A 1,908-nucleotide genomic window follows, 5' to 3' on the forward strand; every position below is an offset into this window, starting at 1 on the left:
AGGCCATCGCCCCGCCGGCGCCCTGGACGAACCGCGCGAGGACGAGGACCTCCTGCGACGGGGCGAGCGCACAGAGGACGGAGGCGCCGACGAAGACGCCCAGCCCGCCGACGAACAGGCGGGTGCGGCCCACGAGGTCGCCGAGGCGGCCGGCCAGGAGCAGCAGGCCGCCGAACGGCACGAGGTACGCGTTGACGACCCAGGCGAGGTTGGAGTCGGAGAACCCGAGGTCCTCCTGGATCGAGGGGAGGGCGACGTTCACGACGGTGACGTCGAGGACGATCATGAGGACGCCGGTGCAGAGCACGTAGAGCGCGATCCACCGGCTGCGGTCGGTCGTTGGGGTGGTCATGCCGTCTGAGACCGCCGCCGGACGCGGGACTCATCGGTCCGCCGCGCCCCAGCCGCCCCGGTCGCGGCCCCCGGGGACCCGGATCGCCCGTTGCCACCGGGGCCCGCGCGGGTGGTGCGGTCCGCGGATCGTTACCCTTCCCTCCGAAATGCCAGGCATCGTGATCGTTGGCGCCCAATGGGGAGACGAGGGCAAGGGGAAGCTCGTCGATCTGCTCGCGGAGCGCTCTGACGTCGTCGTCCGCTTCCAGGGCGGCAACAACGCCGGGCACACCATCGTGCACGGGGACGTCAAGTACGCGTTCCACCTGGTGCCGTCCGGCATTCTGTACCCCGGCACGACCTGCGTGATCGGCAACGGCGTGGTCGTCGATCCCGAGGTCCTGCTGGGCGAGCTGGCTCAGCTCGGCACCCAGGGCGTCGACTCCTCGGGCCTGCGGATCAGCCCGAACGCGCACGTGATCATGCCGTACCACAAGTTCCTGGACGTGGCCGGCGAGGCGCGGCTGGGCAAGAACCAGATCGGCACCACCAAGCGCGGCATCGGTCCCTGCTACGCCGACAAGGCCCTGCGCCTGGGCATCCGCATCCAGGACCTCCTCGACGAGAAGATCCTGAAGAAGAAGATCGTCGCCGCGATGGAGCCCAAGGCCCGCTCGCTGCGCCCCTGGGAGCGCGACCCGTCGCTGGACCTCCAGGCGATGACGGAGACGTACCTGGCCTTCGGTCACCGCCTCGAGCGGCACATCGCAGACACGGCCGCCCTCGTCTGGGACGCGCTGGACGGCGGCGGCCATGTGCTCTTCGAGGGCGCCCAGGCCGCGCTCCTGGACATCGACCACGGCACGTATCCCTTCGTCACCTCGTCGAACCCGATCTCGGGCTCCGCGGCCGTGGGCTCCGGCGCCGGCCCGAAGGACCTCTCCGAGATCTGGGGCGTCGTCAAGGCGTACTCCACGCGCGTGGGCTCCGGTCCGTTCCCGACCGAGCTCGACGGTCAGCTGGCCACCGACCTGCGCGAGAAGGGCGGCGAGCGCGGCACGACGACCGGGCGCGACCGCCGCATCGGCTGGCTCGACCTGATCTCCCTGAAGTACGCGGCGCGCCTCTGCACGCTGGACCAGCTCTGTATCACGAAGCTCGACGTCCTCTCCGGCCAGGAGACGATCAAGGTCGCCACGAAGTACCGGACGGAGGACGACGCGCTGCTCGAGCGCTACCCGTACCACCAGACCGTCCTGCACCACGTGACGCCCGAGTACGACGAGCTGCCCGGCTGGGAGGAGGACATCACCCACTGCCGCAAGCTCGAGGACCTGCCGCAGGCGGCGCGCGACTACCTCGACTACGTCGAGGAGGCCGTCGGCGTGCCGATCGGCATGATCGGCGTCGGCCCCGGCAACGACGAGATCGTCTGGACGGCGGCCGGGCGCGCGTCCGAGGCCGGGCGCCTCACCGGCGTCTGAGGGAACGCGGCCGCGCGCGGCCGGGCGGACGACACCGGGATCCCCGGGGCCGCCCGGGCGCCGCCGCATGGCGGCCGCGCTGGCGCCGTCG

General features: G+C 71.6%; 2 protein-coding genes. One reads left to right on the forward strand and one right to left on the reverse strand.

Annotated features, from left to right (window positions below; translation table 11 throughout):
* On the reverse strand, positions 1 to 352 hold a 352-nt coding region (locus AB0L40_RS27720; RefSeq protein ID WP_364362019.1), incomplete at its 3' end, for an MFS transporter.
* A gap of 148 nt (positions 353 to 500) precedes the next feature.
* Here AB0L40_RS27720 and AB0L40_RS27725 point away from each other — a divergent pair.
* On the forward strand, positions 501 to 1,817 hold the full coding sequence (locus AB0L40_RS27725) for an adenylosuccinate synthase (protein ID WP_364362021.1): 1,317 nt from the start codon (positions 501 to 503) through the stop codon (positions 1,815 to 1,817).
* The last annotated feature ends 91 nt before the right edge of the window (positions 1,818 to 1,908 follow it).

Origin of the sequence: Patulibacter sp. NPDC049589, assembly GCF_040675535.1 — a bacterium.
Classification (GTDB): domain Bacteria; phylum Actinomycetota; class Thermoleophilia; order Solirubrobacterales; family Solirubrobacteraceae; genus Patulibacter.

Excerpts from the sequence above, each read along its gene's own strand:
- AB0L40_RS27725 (WP_364362021.1), top strand. The coding sequence starts at position 501 with ATGCCAGGCATCGTGATCGTTGGCGCCCAATGGGGAGACGAGGGCAAG.